12 protein-coding genes and 2 pseudogenes are annotated in these 16,042 nt (G+C 62.0%); 8 read left to right on the forward strand and 6 right to left on the reverse strand.

Translation table 11 applies throughout. The features are described from left to right. Positions 1-53: 53 nt before the first annotated feature. From tolQ to K4O48_RS07115, 6 genes and pseudogenes are all read left to right on the forward strand, one after another. A complete protein-coding gene (gene tolQ, locus K4O48_RS07095) occupies positions 54-767 on the forward strand; it encodes a protein TolQ (RefSeq protein WP_222912021.1) in 714 nt (237 codons plus the stop codon). A gap of 12 nt (positions 768-779) precedes the next feature. Then, positions 780-1,220: pseudogene (gene tolR, locus K4O48_RS07100) on the forward strand (protein TolR); the annotation flags it as partial. 276 nt (positions 1,221-1,496) lie between these two features. Further along, positions 1,497-2,090 (forward strand): energy transducer TonB, encoded by a 594-nt coding sequence (locus K4O48_RS07105; protein ID WP_260523730.1) that lies wholly within the window; start codon positions 1,497-1,499, stop codon positions 2,088-2,090. A gap of 163 nt (positions 2,091-2,253) precedes the next feature. Next, positions 2,254-3,719, forward strand: a pseudogene (locus K4O48_RS07110) (PhoX family protein). A gap of 61 nt (positions 3,720-3,780) precedes the next feature. After that, entirely contained in the window at positions 3,781-4,086 is a 306-nt protein-coding gene (locus K4O48_RS20685; RefSeq protein WP_409518943.1) for an alkaline phosphatase PhoX, read from the forward strand. Positions 4,087-4,451: 365 nt separating this feature from the next. Beyond that, positions 4,452-4,988, forward strand: coding sequence for a lipid A deacylase LpxR family protein (locus K4O48_RS07115; RefSeq protein WP_260523705.1), 537 nt, complete (start codon positions 4,452-4,454; stop codon positions 4,986-4,988). A 39-nt stretch (positions 4,989-5,027) separates the two neighbouring features. On the opposite strand, the gene K4O48_RS07120 is transcribed toward K4O48_RS07115, so the two are convergent. From K4O48_RS07120 to K4O48_RS20460, 4 genes are all read right to left on the reverse strand, one after another. After that, positions 5,028-5,372: a YdbL family protein gene (locus K4O48_RS07120; protein ID WP_222911345.1), complete on the reverse strand. Its 345-nt coding sequence runs from the start codon at positions 5,370-5,372 to the stop codon at positions 5,028-5,030. 8 nt (positions 5,373-5,380) lie between these two features. Beyond that, positions 5,381-5,572, reverse strand: coding sequence for a YnbE family lipoprotein (locus K4O48_RS07125; protein ID WP_222911346.1), 192 nt, complete (start codon positions 5,570-5,572; stop codon positions 5,381-5,383). 178 nt (positions 5,573-5,750) lie between these two features. Continuing rightward, positions 5,751-6,110, reverse strand: coding sequence for a YdbH domain-containing protein (locus K4O48_RS20455; protein ID WP_312846503.1), 360 nt, complete (start codon positions 6,108-6,110; stop codon positions 5,751-5,753). Further along, complete coding sequence (locus K4O48_RS20460; RefSeq protein ID WP_260523706.1) at positions 5,999-8,323, reverse strand: YdbH domain-containing protein; 2,325 nt, start codon at positions 8,321-8,323, stop codon at positions 5,999-6,001. The genes K4O48_RS20455 and K4O48_RS20460 overlap by 112 nt, the downstream gene beginning before the upstream one ends. Before the next feature lie 558 nt (positions 8,324-8,881). Between K4O48_RS20460 and K4O48_RS07135 the strand changes: the two genes are divergently transcribed. Together K4O48_RS07135 and rmuC are read left to right on the forward strand one after the other, a co-directional pair. Next, the gene (locus K4O48_RS07135; RefSeq protein ID WP_222912024.1) at positions 8,882-9,232 is read left to right on the forward strand and encodes a tetratricopeptide repeat protein; all 351 of its coding nucleotides are present in this window, start codon (positions 8,882-8,884) and stop codon (positions 9,230-9,232) included. Between the two features lie 137 nt (positions 9,233-9,369). Further along, positions 9,370-10,839 carry a DNA recombination protein RmuC gene (rmuC, locus tag K4O48_RS07140; RefSeq protein ID WP_222911347.1) on the forward strand — a complete coding sequence of 490 codons (1,470 nt, stop codon included), beginning with the start codon at positions 9,370-9,372 and terminating at the stop codon, positions 10,837-10,839. A 13-nt stretch (positions 10,840-10,852) separates the two neighbouring features. On the opposite strand, the gene K4O48_RS07145 is transcribed toward rmuC, so the two are convergent. Both K4O48_RS07145 and K4O48_RS07150 read right to left on the reverse strand, forming a co-directional pair. After that, positions 10,853-12,097: an MgtC/SapB family protein gene (locus K4O48_RS07145; protein ID WP_222911348.1), complete on the reverse strand. Its 1,245-nt coding sequence runs from the start codon at positions 12,095-12,097 to the stop codon at positions 10,853-10,855. An 80-nt stretch (positions 12,098-12,177) separates the two neighbouring features. Beyond that, a complete protein-coding gene (locus K4O48_RS07150; RefSeq protein WP_222911349.1) occupies positions 12,178-15,645 on the reverse strand; it encodes a PAS domain-containing hybrid sensor histidine kinase/response regulator in 3,468 nt (1,155 codons plus the stop codon). Positions 15,646-16,042 lie beyond the last annotated feature (397 nt).

Consider the following 16,042-nt stretch of genomic DNA (forward strand, 5'->3'; position numbering starts at 1 on the left):
AACGTTGCTTGAAAGTAATAAACGAGTGCCGCCCCACGGGGCGGCCGGAGGAAATACAGATGCAAAGTGAACATATGTCGGTCTGGGGCCTGGTCAGCGAGGCCAGCCTGGTGGTGCAACTGGTGATGGTGATTCTGGTGCTGGCGTCGATTGCCAGTTGGTACCTCATCATCCAGCGTGGCGCGGCCTTGCGCCGCAGCGAATGCCTTTTGAAAACCTTCCTGCAGCGCTTTCGTAGCGGCGCGGAACTGACGCAGTTGTATCGCGAGGGCAGTGATCAGCCGCTGCCCCGGGAGGCGGCCCTGCAGCACATCTTTCTCGCCGGTTATCAGGAATTCAGCCAGCTGCAGCGCCAGCCGGGCATTGCACCGGATGCGGTGATCGAGGGGGTGGAGCGCAGCCTGTATGTCGCCATTTCCGAGCAGGAAGAGCGTTTGGAAGGCGGTTTGCAGTTCCTCGCCACGGTCGGTTCGGTCAGCCCCTATATCGGCCTCTTCGGTACGGTGTGGGGGATCATGAATTCCTTCCTTGGTCTGTCCATGGTGCAGCAGGCGACGCTCTCCACCGTTGCTCCGGGCATTGCGGAAGCGCTGATCGCCACGGCCATCGGCCTGTTCGCGGCGATCCCCGCGGTGATGGCCTACAACCGCTTTTCCGCCCGCGGCCAGACCCTGAGCGCGCGTTACTACAGCTTCGCCAACGAGCTGCAGGCGCGCCTGCATCGTCGCCTGCATGCCGGCTCGCCCAGCGTCGCCGCTGCCGCCTGAAGGAGCTTCGCCATGCTGGTCAAACCGCAGCGTAAACACGGCCCCAAAGCCGAAATGAATGTGGTGCCCTACATCGATGTGATGCTGGTGTTGCTGGTGATCTTCATGGTCACCGCGCCGATGCTGGTGCAGGGCGTGAAGATCGAACTGCCCAAGGTCGCCGCCGAGGCGCTGCCCACGGAGAACGAGCGGCAGATCCTGACCCTCTCGGTGAAGGCCGACGGCGGCTTCTACTGGCACCTGGGCACCGAGCTGAACGCCGAGGACCAGACCGACAGCGCCATCGATCTGGAAGAAATGCGCGATAAGGTTGCAGCGATCATCGCAGCTCGCGGTGACACCCAGGTCTACGTACGCGCTGATGATGCTGCGGACTATGGCCGCGTGGTGGCCGGGATCGCCGAGCTGCAGCGCGGTGGGGTGGTGAACCTCGGTCTGATTACCGAGGCGCCACCTGGCAGCCTACGCCATGAGCAGCCTGACCATGACGCTACCAACGAGCTTCCCGGTAGCGCGCGTCCGCAGTGGCGCAGCCATGCCGGTGCTGCGGCGGTCACCCTGGCGCTGCACGCTGGCGTGTTCGGTCTGTTGCTGCATGGCTGGACGCCCGAGCTGAGTGCTCCGAGTCAGACTCAAGTGCTCAAGGCCCAACTGATCAGCCTGCCGACTCCCAAGCCGGCGGCGGAGGCTGTGATTGAGCCCGAGCCGACACCCGTCTCGGAGCCGCTGGTGGAGACGGTCATCGAGGAACCGCAGATCGATCCGCAGATCGAACAGCAGCGCCTGGAACAGGCCGAGCTGGCCTACAAGCGCGTCGAGCAGGAGCGACAGGCAGAGGAGGCGCGCGTCAAAGAGCAGCAACGAGCCAAGCAGCAGCGCAAAGAGCAGCTGGAGCGCGAACGGCAGGAACGCATCGAAGTCGAGCGGCAGCAGCGCGAAGCCCAGCGCCGCGAGCAGCGGGCTCGCGAGGAACAACAGCGCCAACAGGCGGCACGTGCCGAAGCGGCGGCCGCTGCAGAACGCGCGCGCCAAGCCGAAGCCGCAGCGGCTGCCAGTCGGCAGTACCTGCCCATCGCCAAGGATGCACCTGACTACCCATCGCGTGCGTTGGACAAGGGCATCGAGGGCACCTGCACCGTCAGCTATTCGGTCAACTCACAGGGGCGGATAGAGAACCCGAAAGCGCTGGAAGACTGCCACCCGCTGTTTATCCGACCGTCACTTACGGCTGCTAAAAGTTTTCGCTACCAACCTCGGATCGTCGACGGTCGCGCCGTGACCGTCCCCGAGGTCAAGAACACCTTTCATTACCGCATCCAGTGATGCGGACCAGTCCCATTTGCTTAACGAGTTAATGATGAAACAGGATTTCCAAAGCTTTCACGCCAACCTTTCCGCGCTCGATGATCAGGCCATCAACCCGAGCGCCAACGTCTCGTTGGAGCAGCTTGTCGATCGTAGCCGGCGTAACCTGCTCAAGGGCGGGATGGGCCTTGCCGCGTTGGGTTTTCTCGGCGGCAGTCTGGGTGCCTGTCGCAGCGCCGTGCAATCTGAGTCGCTGATCGGTTTCAAGCGCATCCCGACGCAGCTCGACCCGGCCTTCGACAGCGTGCAGGTAGCGCCGGGCTACACTGCTCGGACGTTCTTTTCCTGGGGTGATGCCGTCATGGCCGACGCCCCGGAGTGGAACCCCGACGCCACCGATGATTGGCAGGCTCAGCTCAAGCAGGCCGGCGACAACCATGACGGCATGCACTTCTTTCCGTTCCCGGAGAACCCCGACAGCCACGGCCTGCTGGTGATGAACCACGAGTACGTCAACCCGCCGCTGCATCCCAACGGCATGACGTTTACCGACGGCAAGCGCCCGCGGGATGAGGTGCGCAAAGAGCAGGCAGCTCATGGCGTCAGCGTTATCGAAGTGAAAAAAGACACGCAGGGTCAATGGCAGCGGGTCATGCCATCGCGCTACAACCGGCGCATCTCGGCCATGACGCCGATGGCGGTGGGCGGCCCGCTGGCCGGCAACGACGCGCTGAAGACGGCTTCCGACCCAGCGGCCGCGAAATCATCGGCACGCTGAACAACTGTTCCAGCGGCTTCACGCCCTGGGGCACCTATCTGGTGTGCGAAGAGAACTGGCACAACTACTTCGTCAACCATGATGCTGCCGACATGGCCCAGCGTGTATCGCACAGGCGTTACGGCATCGAGGGCAAGGGCATGAGCAAGCTGTATGGCTGGGAGACCGCCGACGCCCGTTTCAATGCCACGCCGGACCCGACGCAACCGCACGGTGGCCACGTACATGAGCCGAACCGTTTCGGTTGGGTCGTCGAGGTCGATCCCTTCGATCCAGCGAGCAAGCCGGTCAAGCGCACCGCCTTTGGCCGCTATTGCCGCGAGTGTTCCGTGCTCTCGCTGGGTGAGGACGGTCGCATGGCTTTCTATTCCGGCGACGATACCAAGGGTGAATACGTCTACAAGTTCGTCCCAAGCGGCCGCTATGTGCCGGGCGCCGATAAGGCCAACCGCCAGCTGCTGGACAGCGGCACCCTGTACGTGGCGCGGTTCAACGCCGATGGCAGTGGCGAGTGGCTGGCGCTGGTGCACGGACAGAACGGGCTCACGGTAGGGAACGGTTTCGCCGACCAGGCTGAAGTGTTGCTCAACGCCCGCGCCGCTGGCGACCACGTGGGCGCGACGCCCATGGACCGGCCGGAGTGGGTGGCCGTGCACCCGCCCAGTCGCGAGGTCTATGTGACCCTGACCAACAACGACAACCGCGGCGTGAAATGGCTCACCGACAAGGCCAACCCGCGTCCCGTGAACCTGCACGGCCAAATTCTGCGCTGGAACGAGAAGGGCGCCGACCCCACCGCGACCGCCTTCACCTGGGAAGTCTTCCTGCTGGCCCGGCGAGCAGCCCGGCGCCAAGGATGCAGAGGGTGAGCCAGTACCGGCCAACCTCACCGGCACCATCAACGGGGATATCTTTTCCTCGCCCGATGGGCTGGCCTTCGATAACGCTGGCCGGTTGTGGATTGAGACCGACTACGGCGACGACGAGCCCGCGATGCAGGCCATGGGCACCAATCAGCTGCTCTGTGCTGACCCGCGCACCCGCGAGGTGCGGCGCTTTCTGGTCGGCCCTCGCGGCTGCGAAATCACGGGTATCACCTGGAGCCCGGACTACCGCGCCATGTGGATCAACGTCCAGCATCCCGAACTGAGCTTTCCCGCCAGCGACGGCAAGACCCGACCGCGATCCTCTACCGTGCTTATCACCAAGGACGACGGTGGCGTTATCGGAACCTGACGGCCGATGTCGGTGGCTCTGTTGAGCTGAACGTTTGGTCTAGGGTCTGGCTCTAACATGCTGATACATACTCCTCTGCATGTAATCAAGGAGCTGGGCCATGGCCATCTCACCGCTGCAAGCACGACTGGCTCTTACTGTCGTTGTGTCCTGTGTTCCGCTTGCGAGCAGGCGGATCTCTACTCGCTGAAGGTTGAAAACGACATCATCGCCACCGCAGTGATGGTCACACCAACGCGAGCTGATGCGCTCGTTCAAGCCTGACAGACCAAACGAAATCCGCGTTTTTATCGGCACGCACCCCGCCGGTTTATCCTCCCGCGAACTCGCCGCATCGAGGTTTCGCCGCGCTGCTGTTCGCCGGCATGCGTGGCGCGGCGGTGGGGCTCGCCGGGAACCCAAAACATCGCAATCAACTGCGCAATGAACCCTTCGTCAATCTCGCCTATCAACATCGCTGGTGGCTACAGCACCGCCTGGCTGGGCTGGATGTTGAATACGGACCGAGCGCCGGCTTTGCGCTTGGCAATCTCTATACGTACGGGTCTGCCGGGTTTGGGCTGCGCATCGGTCAAGGGCTGGGCCGCAGCTTCAGTATTCCCGCAGTGGCACCGGCGCAGAGCGGAAGCATGTTTTTCGATCAAGGCGGTGGGTTCGCCTGGAGCCTCTTTGCCAACGTAGAAGGGCGCTACATGGCGCAGAACATGTTGTTGGAGGGCAACACGTTCAAGAGCAGCCACTCGGTGGATCCGAATGAATGGGTCGGCGACGCCAAAGCCGGCGTGGCGCTAACCTGGAACAGCTGGCAACTGGCGTTTGCCAGCGTCTGGCGTACTCGCGAATTCAAAGGTCAAGACGAGCATGATCAGTTCGGTTCGCTGACGGTCTCGACCTGGTTCTAGGATGAAGCGGGGAGCGAGCGCTCCCCGCTGATGCCTCGTTTACTTCTTCACCCAGCTGCCATTGAGCTGGATGATCTGCCCGGGCGGGGTTTTCTCGATCGCCTTTTTGCCGGCAATTGCCTCGACGTCGCTCACGTTGATGCCATTCTTCTGAGCCAGACGATGGTACTCAGCACGTCGCGCCTGGTTGATCTGACTGGCGATTTCTTCGGCTTGACCGCCGCTCTGCACGACGCCGAGATAGCCGTCTGGCCGCTCGCCGAGCTGGCCGCTGGCCTTGGCCTGGCCCAGCGCGGACATGGCCTCGTTGAGCGACATGGCGGCGGCGGGCAGCGCCAGGCACAGCGCGATGAGTAGGGTTCCGAGTTTCAGATAGGTTTTCATAAGGCTCCTCAGAACAAACCGCTGTCTTCGTTAATGATCGAGTCGAGCTGCTTGTCGACCTTGATGTAAATCTCGTGCTCGATTTTCACGTTGAGGTTGATGTTGATCGGCTCGTTGGGCACGGCCAGTTCGACGCGTGGTGTACAGGCACTGGCGAGCAGGGCAAGCATGAAAATGCTGATTGGATGAAACACCCGCATGACGGTCTTCTCCTGATCGGGGGTGCCGCTACCTTGCCTCAACCGGCCTTCGAAAAACTACCGGCGTTAGCCATAGCCGCCAAAAAATTCTCGGACTTCACATTTACGGCGCGTGTAGGTGCTACGCGAGTCCCGGTCCGGGTGTTCGGCTGGTGCCTCTCAAGTCTCATGGTGGCCCTCAGCGGGTAGATCTGAGGCGTTCCTGCACGCGCCGTTGAATGGTTTCGCTGACGCGATCGGACAATTGCAGGCTGGTCAGCAGAGCCGGAATGTCTTCCTCCAGATTGATCGAGAAGTTGATAGGGCGTCCGCCCTCCAGCGCAGGATTTCGGCCATGCAGTTTCAAGCCCAGATCCAGTTTGCCTTCGGCCGAATAATCCACATCGCTGGCAAGCACGTCGTAGTGGAAGTCATCCAGTGCTTCCGTTACCAAGCGCATGGCCGGGTTCGATTGGCCCAGTGCCTGAAGCTTCGCCGAACGAAACTGCAGGGCACCGCCCGGTTCGCGCGCCTGCAGCCTGCCTTGCTCGATGCTGATGCCCGCGGGGTGCGTTGCAGTTGCATGTTGCCGTCGATCACGCCGGTGCCGGTGAGCCCTTCGGCGGGATAGGCTTCGAGCAGCAGCGGTAGTTGCAAGCCGCGCAGGTGCGCCTGCAGTTGCTGGGCATCGGCAGCAAGGTCCATAACGCCGGGTTCCAGCCAGAGTCTGCCACCGAGCAGGCGTGCTTCGGCGAGGCTCCAGGCTAGGCGACCGCGGGTGAAGGTATCGAGTGGGCTGACATATTCACCCTTGAACCGCAGCGGACCAAAGGTGAAGCCGGGGTTGGCCTCGCGCAAGGTCAGTTCGGAGATGCTCAGTCTCAGTTCATTGCGCTGCAGCGCAAACGCCAGCTCGGCATCCAGCCCGCTCAACTCGGTGCGGTCGTAGATGCCGCCGAGCCCCCTCGCGCTGAAGGTGGCGGTTGCGGTGACAGCACCACTCCCAAGCACGTTGACTTGCGTCTGGCCGGTCAGGCGCCCGTTGTTCAGCTCCAGTGTTTCGGGCCAGTCGGCGAGGGTGGCAGCCAAGGGATTGCCGGCCCGCAGGAACAGGTCGGGCAGGGCCGCGTTCAGGTGCGTTGCCCCGTCGGCCATGTCGTAGGTCAGTGCCAGCGGAAGGGCGAGCGCGGCATCATTGCTCAGTGGACCTTCGAGCGAGACGCGTGTTTGGTTCGCGGCGAGCGTGCCGTTCCAGTGCCAAGCCTGAGGGCGCAGTGCTGATTGCTGCAGTTCTCCGATGGACAGCGTGGGCTTGCCGGACACCGTGAGGGCTCGCAGTTGGTTGTCGGAGTACGTGGCGTCAATGCCGATCCCTGCCACATTCGCTTGCAGTTGGCGGGCAGCCAAACCGGCGGTGGCGGTCAGGGCGTTTAGCGTCAACTTCGAGCCTTTGCCAAGGCGGATCACGGCGGTGTCAGGGGAGATCTCGCCGCTAAGGCGCAGGTCCGCTTCAAGACCGGCGAGGGCGAGGTCCGGTGTTTTCAGAACTGGGTTATTCAGGCGGAGCCGCGTCTGGTCAAACGACAGTGAGTACGGGGCCCGGAGTTTCAATTCCAGGAGGCTTTCTAACGACACGGCCGTGGGCCCGCTGGCGGCCATTCGTACCTGTAGGGGAAGGGCCGAGGCGGTGCTGCCGGTTGGTAACGGTGTGATCTGTAGGCTTAATGCATCGGGTTGCAGCTGTACAGGAAGCTCAGCGATCAGCGCCTGCGCGGGCAGTAGCTGCAGATCCGTGCGCAGGGTCGTCGGTAACCAGATGCCTTTATCCACGCGCGCCGAGAGATCCAGCAGACCTTGTACGTGCCCGATGCCGACGACCGGCCAAGGCACAGGCAGGTTGGCGGAGAGGTGTAGGTCACCGTCCAGCGCCTCCCAGCTATCCGCCTCGTTGCTCGTATCGACACGCATCGCCCAGCCTGCGCCGATACGCATCTGCTGGGGGAGTTCGGGTAGCGATTGGGCGTCATAGTCTGACCAGTTGCTCAGCCAGTTCAGCAACCATGGCGCCTCGGGCAGCTCGCTCATCGCGAGCGTGCCGCGCCAGCGCGTAAAGCCTGCATCCTGTGCAAATTGATTCTGCATGGTCGCTCGCTGAATTCCATCCAGCTCGAGCTCGAGGTTCAGATGCGTTTCGCTGCCCCGCTGTGAGGCTTGGACTGCTACGCCCACGCGATGGCTTTGATGGTGCAGCCGCAGATCAATACGCGCTGGAAACAGCTCGTTATCGCCTGATTTCCAGCTAATGCCACCGTGTTCCGTGCACACACCGGTGTTGCAGGGCAGGGTCAGATCAAGAGACTCGATCCGTCCGTGTCGTGGTAGCCAGGCCAACCAGCGTTCCAACTGGCTGGGCTCAGGGAACGCGACAGGTTGACTGTCGCGACGGCCATCGGAGGGTGGCTGCCACTGGGCATCGATGTGCTTGACCGTCAGTGCACTAAAGGGCAGCACTCGCCAGCCTTTGGCGAACTCCAGGTTTAGGGCGTTGATCGTTACGGCGAGCCGTTCATCGGGTGATGGCTGCCGGACGATCGAAATTTCCCGTACCGCGAGATGGTTCATCGACAACCGCAAACCGCTGATGTCGAACGCGACGATGCCGAGCTCAGCCTTGAGGTTCTGCCAGCGCGCACTCCCATAGAGCGCAGCGCTCAGTACAAGCAAAGCCAGGCCTGCAGCCGCCCATAGCAAGATTGTGCGCCGCTGGGTCATGGTCCTTCCTGCCGAATTTGACGCGTCAGCATAAAGCGGTCATTGCGCGGATGCGATGCGCGCCGGCGTGGAAGAGGCGGCTACCGCAAAGCTGGCCGGAAGTTCCTGATCACGCCGCTATTGACGCGCTGGAAGCGTTTATGGCGCACCTCACAGCCTGCTGCGCCAAACTTGTGCACATTCGGGCGTCGGGCTTGTCAAGCGCTTATGACAATCTGTCGCAAACCAAGCGCGGTCATAGAACGTTATTAACTTGCTGAAAATTAAGGACTTTTTTCATTGGTGAAAAAAGCGTCAGTTTAACCGCAGCCCCCTGAATACAGGCGTTAGGGAAATCTGTAACCTGTTTGTCCACTGACTTATCCACAGCTTCTGTGGATTAAAGTTCTCTGTGATCCGGATCGCGTTTTTAGACTTTTGACAAGACTTTAACTCTTCGAAAAAAGGAGTAGAGTGCGCGCCCTTGTTCCCCCGAACCCTTCGGTGACCATGAGAACGCGTCCCCTTGCCTCGACCCCGCTCGAGAGCACTCCCTCTTCTCCACGCCTGCCGATGCGCATGGCGTTGTGGCTGCTGGACAGCCAGCGTCTAGGACAGACTCAAAGTGTCAAACGTATAGCTGGCCGGATGCTCAAGCAGCCGGCACTCGAAGGCGTTGTCGAAGCGCAGAGCCGCCTGGGACGGCTGCTTTGCAAGGATTGCGACAGCCAGCGCGATCGGCGTATCGGTTTCGAGCTGTTGCGTCAGGCCGCACGCGCAGGTGACTGCCAGGCCCAACTGGAGCTTGGCCAGCTGTATTGCCAGCCACAGTATCGCGAGTTGGGCAAAGCGCGGCACTGGCTGGAGCAAGCCGCCGCGCAAGGTTCTGCCGAAGCGTCACGGGTTTTACAGCGATTTCCCACCCGCTAAAGCCTTTCAGCTGTCGTTGCGTCTCGTTACTCGCGCGGGCGACACGGCCGCCGCGAGTAAGGGGCGAAGCAGGGCGTTCGGCCTGACCGCCCCGGTTTGGCTGGCTATACTGCGCGGCAATTCAGCCGGAGCCACGCATGCCTCTCGACCCTACCTATTTGCTCGCCGGGCTTGGTTTCCTATCTCTGTTGCTGGCTGCTGTTGCGGTGGTTTTGCAGCGCCGTCTCTCACAACGCCAGACCGAGTTCGCCTTGCTCGATGAACGTCTCGCCCAGGCCACCATGGCTCAGGAGGGGTTGAGCGCGCAGCTCGAGGCGAGCCGCGTGGCTCACGCCGACCTCAGTGAGTCTCGCTCGGCACTGCAAGCCGAGTTGGCAGCCCTGCGGCGCGAAACCGAGTGGCTGCAAGCGCAGCGCATAGAACACCGTGAAGCGCTCAACGATCTCGAAGCCGAGCGGGATGCGCAGCAATCCGAGCTGCGTGCACTGAGCGCGGCTCACGCGGCTGTCTCTGCCGAACTCAACGAACAGCACAAAACTCACGACCAGCGCCTGGAGGATCTACAGGGGGCCCGCGACGAGCTGCGTTCGCAATTTGCAGAACTGGCTGGGAAGATTTTCGCGGAACGTGAACAGCGATTTGCCGAAACCAGCCACGAGCGACTCGGACAGCTGCTCGATCCGCTGAAGGAACGTATCCAGTCATTCGAAAAACGTGTCGAGGAGAGCTACCAGAGCGAAGCGCGCGAGCGGTTCTCACTGGCCAAAGAGCTGGAACGGCTGCAGCAGCTCAATCAGCGTTTGGGCGACGAGGCAACCAACCTGACGCGGGCACTTCAAGGCCAGAAAACCCAAGGCAACTGGGGCGAGCTCATCCTGGAGCGCGTGCTGGAGCATGCGGGACTGGAAAAGGGCCGCGAGTACCACACTCAGGTCAGTCTGAAGAGCGCCGACGGCGAGCGTTTCCAGCCCGACGTCCTGATCCAGCTGCCCGGTGACAAACAGGTGGTGGTGGATGCCAAGGTCAGCCTCACGGCGTATCAGGCGCTGACCTGTGCTGAGGATGAAGGCAGTCGTGCGCTGGCCCTGAAACAGCACGTTCTCTCCGTGCGTAACCACCTGAAAGGGTTGTCATTGAAGGATTATCAGCGGCTAGAAGGACTGCAGAGCCTGGATTTCGTGCTGCTCTTCGTGCCCATCGAGGCGGCGTTCGCGGCGGCGCTGCAGGCTGATCCGGAACTGTTTCAAGACGCTTACAGCAAAAACATCGTGATCGTCAGCCCAACCACATTGCTCGCTACCTTGCGCGTGATCGACAGCCTCTGGCGGCAGGAGCGGCAGAGCCAGAACGCCCGTGAGATTGCCGAGCGCGCCGGTGCGCTGTATGACAAATTTGCCGCCTTCATCCAGGACCTGGACGAGATCGGCAATCGCCTGCAGCAGCTCGACAAGGCCTATATCGGAGCACGTAACAAACTCACGGATGGGCGTGGCAACCTGGTCGGTCGTGCCGAGCAGCTGAAACTATTGGGTGCCCGCGCCAGCAAGCGGTTGCCTACTGACTGGCTGGAGCGCGCCGGGGCCGAAACGCCGCTGGCCGAGGATTGAGCGTCCCGCTACGTCATGCCAGCCAGAGTACTGCGAGCCCCACTAACAGGCCGCCGAGCATGAACGGCAACGTCATCAACGCAAGGGCGCGCCCACCGATAAACAGAATCAGCCCTGCCTTGACCAGACTGTTGCTCAGCGCGGCGAGAAAGATGCCTCGAACGGCCACCATTTCGCTCAGGTCGGTCCGAGCGCTGTTTGACAGCGACAGGGTGATGGCATCTACGTCGGTCAGCCCTGAGAGCAGCGCGACCAGATAAATGCCCGTATCGCCCAGCAACCGCTGCGCGCCCTCGACGAGAAAGAGAATGATGACCAGCAGGCCGGCAAAGCGCAGCGCAGGGCCCAGTTCGAAGGGGTTCTTGAGTGGTGGCTCGGCTCCGCTCTGAGGCTGTTGTCCGGCGCGTAAATAGTAGAACAGGGCTCCGGCCGAGTAGATCAAGCCGGCTGTCACCATCGGCGCCAGCAACGACGGCAGCAGTGCTCGGTTGATCAGGCCGACCTCAAGCAAAACCCGCGGAAACATCAAGGCAGAGGTCGCGAGCAGACCGGCGGCCAGTGCAGGTCGCAGCTTCTCGGTGTTCAAACGGGCCAGGGTGATGGTCATGGCGGTTGAGGAAACGATACCGCCGAGCAGCGCCGTAACCATCAATCCATGGCGGGTGCCGAGCAAGCGAATGGCAACATAGGCGGCGAAGCCGATGCCAGCGATCAAAACCACCATCCACCAGGTGGTATAGGGGTTGAAGGCCTGCCAGGGCCCGTAACCTTCATTGGGCAGCGCCGGCAGCAGAACCACCGAAATAAACAACAGCTTCAAGGCGCCGCTCAGTTCGGCCTCGCTCAGCTTGCGTAGCGCACCGTGCAGACGTGCTTTCAGGCTCAGCAGCAGCGCCACGACCACGGCAACGGAAGCGGCCAGCAAGCGCGTCTCGGCGACGGCGAGGCTACCGAGCAAGAAGGTGAGCAGCAGCGCCACTTCGGTGGTCATGCCATGGTCGGCGTAGGCCCGCGACTCGATGACATAACCCGCAATTGTCAACAAGGCGAGCACGACAAACATCGCGATCCATGCGGCTGCACCGAAATGGCTCGCACTCAGCGCGGCCAGACCTCCAAACAGACCAGCGAGGCCGAAGGTGCGAATGCCGGCCAGCTCCTGCCCGGCATTATCGCGCCCGCTCCAGCTGCGCTCCGTACCGATCAGCAGGCCCACGCCTAACGCGGTGGCCAGGTTCAACAACAATTCTAGGGTCATGGCGTGATAGGCCGGCAGCTTCGGACTGTTTCAGTTTAGCCGTCGCGCTTGGCACAGACTTGCCCTGGCGCACGTCTGCTTCAATGCAAGCGAATGTGGCGGCTCATCAGTGCGCGTAACGCGGCGGGTTTCACCGGTTTGGCGAGGAAGTCCAGCCCGGCTGCGTGAATCGCCGCGATCAGTTCCGGTCGCCCGTCGGCGCTGATCACCACGCCCGGTACCGGCTCGCCGAGCCGAGTACGCAACCACGCCATCAAGTCCGATCCGGTCTCGCCATGGTCCAGGTGATAGTCGACCAATACCAGCTGCGGTCTTACATCTTCCCTCAACAGTGCCTCGCATTCGGCTCGGTTGCTGGCTGTCCAGACCTGGCAACCCCAGCGTGACAGCAAGCTGTGCATGCCCACCAGAATGCTGTCTTCGTTATCAATGCACAGCACCTGAATTCCGGTTAGCGCGGTCTGTTGTGGCTCGCCGTTGCCATTGGCTTTCGGCTGCCGGACAACGTTGTTGGCAATCGGGACGGTCACGCTGAACACGCTGCCCTTGCCAGGCACCGAGCGCACCGACAGCGGATGATCGAGCACCTGACAGAAGCCATCAGCGATGGCCAGGCCCAGCCCCAATCCTTTCTCGGCGCGGGTCTGGTGGCTGTCCAGGCGTTTGAATTCCTCGAAGATCACCCGCAGCTTGTCTTCGGCGATTCCCGGGCCGCGGTCCCATACTTCCAGGCGCAGTGAAGCGCCCTGGCGCCGAACACCGAGCACGACGCGCCCTTTGGCATAGCGGAAGGCATTGGTGAGGAAGTTCTGCAGCACCCGGCGCAACAGGCGAATGTCGCTGTCGACCCGCAAGCGGCTGCCATGAACGCGGAAGTCCACACCCTGTTCGGCGGCGAGAATGGTGAACTCGGTACTGAGCGTGTCGAACAGCGTGGCCAGCGGGAAGGGATTGCGATCAGGCGTGATGCGACCGTTTTCCAGGCGAGAAATGTCCAGAAGATCGGAGATCAGATCCTCGGCCGAGCGCAGCGATCCGTCCAGATGGCGCACCAGATCGCGGGCTCCACTCGGCAGAGCGTCATGTTGGTGCGACAGCGCAGCGGAGAACAACCGTGCGGCATTCAAGGGTTGCATCAGGTCGTGGCTGACCGCGGCCAGAAAGCGCGTCTTCGACTGGTTGGCCGCTTCGGCGGTGCTCTTGGCTTCGGTCAGCGCGTTGTTAAGTTCCGACAGTTCCTGGGTACGCTCGATGACGCGCTGCTCCAGGCCCTCGTTGGCATCCTTGAGGGCGCGTTCAGCTTCTCGATAAGCCGTGATGTCACTGAAGCTCATGACAAACCCGCCGCCGGGCATCGGGTTGCCAATCAGCTCGACCACGCGGCCGTTTGGAAAGGTTCGCTCGGAGGTGTGGGCGCGGCCTTGGCGCATCCAGTACAGCCGCTTGGCCACGTGGGTATCGGCATCGCCAGGCCCGCAAAGGCCGCGCTCGGCGTTGTAACGGATGATGTCCGCCACGGGGCGACCAATGTAGACCAAGCCGTCCGGGTACTCGAACATTTCCAGGTAGCGATGGTTCCACGCCACCAGGCGCAGTGACTGGTCGACCACGCTGATGCCCTGGGTGATGTTCTCGATCGCGCCCTGCAGCAGTGCGCGGTTGAATTGCAAAACCTCGGACGCCTCGCCAACGATGCGGACGACATCGTCGACTTGCATGTCGCGCCCTTCCAGCGCGGCCTTGACGACTGCGCGCGTCGACGACGCACCCAACACACCGGCCAGCAGGCGCTCGGTATGAGCGATCCATTGGCCGTCGGCCTGTTGCCTGGGTGAATAGTCATGGCCGTGCCGCCGGGCGAAGCGTTGAAAGCTGAGTTCCGCACGCTCCGAGCCAACGAAGCGTGCCGCCAGCGAGAGCAGATCCTCGACTTGCACGGCGAGCAGCCGGCGGGAGTTTGGCGTCGCATGAACTTCCTGCCCGATGAAACGGCTGGCTTGCCAGTGCTCGGCCACGCGAGTCTGCGAAAGGATCGAGACCCAGAAAAACAGTGTCGCGTTGCTCACCAGCGACAGCATCACGCCGAGCGTCAATGCGCTGGTATCGAACGGCAGTTCGGTGGTGTACATCCACTGCAGGCCGGGGAACATTTCCAGTGGCCAGCCCAGCAGCGGCAAAATCAGCGTGTAACCCCAGACCAGCGCGCCGGCGGCGAGGCCAGCGAACACGCCGCGCCGGTTGGCCTGCTTCCAATACAGGGCACCGACCATGGCGGGTGCGAGTTGGGTGAGCGCGGCGAATGCAATCTGGCCGATGGTGGCCAGGCTCGCGCTGGTGCCGAGCAGCCGGTAGCTGACGTAGGCCAGCAACAGAATGGCAACGATGCTGATGCGACGCACTGAAAGCATCCAGTGACGGAACACCTCGAACGGTTGCTCGGCTTCTTTGCGACGCAGCAACCAGGGCAGCAGCATGTCGTTGGACACCATGGTCGACAACGCCACGCTTGCCACAATGACCATGCCCGTCGCGGCCGAGGCGCCGCCAATGAATGCCAGCATTGCCAGTGCCGGGTGGGCTTCGGCCAACGGCAGGCTGATCACAAAGGAGTCCGGCGTGACCCCGGCGGGTAACTGCATTTGCCCGGCCAGCGCGATGGGGATCACGAAGATGGCCGCCAGTAATAGATAAAGCGGGAACACCCAACGTGCGAGATTAAAGTCGCGTGGCTCGATGTTCTCCACGACGGTGACGTGGAACTGGCGCGGCAGGCAGACAATGGCCATCAAGGCCACGGTCGTCTGTACCAACATCGAGGGCCAATTGACTGTCTCTTCCCAGAAGCCGGTCAGCTCTGATGAGTCGTATGCTTGATTGAACAGATCGCCGAAGCCGTTATACAAACCGAAGGTGACGAAGACACCCACGGCGATGAATGCGAGCAGCTTGACCAGCGACTCGAATGCAATCGCCAGGACCATCCCGCGGTGGTGCTCGGTGACGTCCAGGTTGCGCGTGCCGAACAGGACGGTGAAAAGCGCCAGCACCACGGACACGATCAGGGCCGTGTCACGGGTACCCGAGCCGGCGGCCGCCTCGCTGTGATTGCCAATCAGCAGGTTCACCCCGAGCACGATGCCCTTGAGCTGCAGGGCGATGTACGGCAGTACACCGACCAGGCAGATCAGCGTGACCACCACGGCCAACAGCTGCGATTTGCCGTAGCGCGCCGCAATGAAGTCGGCGATGGAGGTGATGTTTTCCTGCTTGCTGATCATGATCATCTTCTGGATCACGTGGGGTGCCAGCAACATCAACAGCATTGGCCCCAGGTAGATCGGCAGGAACGACCAGAGTTGCTCGGCGGCTTGGCCCACGGCGCCGAAGAAGGTCCAGCTGGTGCAGTAAACCGCCAGCGATAGGCTGTAGACCCAGGCGCGCAGGCGCGGAGACATCGGTGCGCTGCGATCACCATAGAAAGCGATGGCAAACAGCACGGCCATATAAGTAAACGCGACCAGCGCAATCAGCCCACCGGACAACGACATGCGAACTCCAAACAACGATAAAAGGGTGTGCCCGTAAGGACCGCCCGTAAGCAAATGGCCTGGCGCGCCGGACCAGACAGTCTCATGTACACCGAAAGAACGGTAATCGGCCCGTTGCGCTGACGAGGTCAGCAGGTGCGATGTACCTGTTCACGACTGGCATACCACGCCTGCGGCTGCTCTAGCTCGGCCGCATTTCGGAATCCAGGAGACTGCCGCTTATTGATAGATGAATCCGTAAAGTTTCGCAGTAAAACAGGGGCGATTGTTGCGGCTGCGACCATGGTCGCATGAGGTGAGTGGTCGCGGCTGGACCGGCGCAGCGCCCGCGCTAGACCGCTCGCCGGTTACGTTGTCCGTCTGAAGGGCGCGCGCTGTCGTCTTGGCGGCCTTGGGT

Origin of the sequence: Pseudomonas sp. DNDY-54, assembly GCF_019880365.1 — a bacterium.
In the GTDB taxonomy this organism is placed as follows: Bacteria; Pseudomonadota; Gammaproteobacteria; order Pseudomonadales; family Pseudomonadaceae; genus Stutzerimonas; species Stutzerimonas stutzeri_P.